Origin of the sequence: Billgrantia ethanolica (assembly GCF_021404305.1) — a bacterium.
GTDB classification, from domain to species: domain Bacteria; phylum Pseudomonadota; class Gammaproteobacteria; order Pseudomonadales; family Halomonadaceae; genus Halomonas; species Halomonas ethanolica.
Genome location: NZ_JABFTX010000064.1, coordinates 1 through 262 on the forward strand (window position 1 = coordinate 1; position 262 = coordinate 262).

1 protein-coding gene is annotated in these 262 nt (G+C 64.5%); it reads left to right on the forward strand.

Going from position 1 to position 262, the window contains the following annotated elements; all coding sequences use genetic code 11:
* Positions 1–262, forward strand: a 262-nt coding sequence (locus HOP53_RS21525) for a TRAP transporter large permease subunit (RefSeq protein ID WP_234271889.1), incomplete at both ends; no start/stop codon positions are given.

The window sequence follows — 262 nt, forward strand, 5'->3', positions numbered from 1 at the left end:
GCAAGCTCACCACCTGCTTTCGTACCCTGATCGATGCCAGCAAGACCACCACCATGGTGATGCTGGTGCTGGTCGGCGCCACCGCCTTCACCGGGGTGTTCTCCCGCGGCGGCGGCATGACCGTGATCAGCGAGCTGGTGCTGGCGATGCCCGGCGGCACCACCGGGGCGCTGATCCTGATGCTGTTCCTGGTGTTCCTGCTGGGGATGTTCCTCGACTGGACCGGCATCGTGCTGCTGAGCTTCCCGATCATGCTACCGAT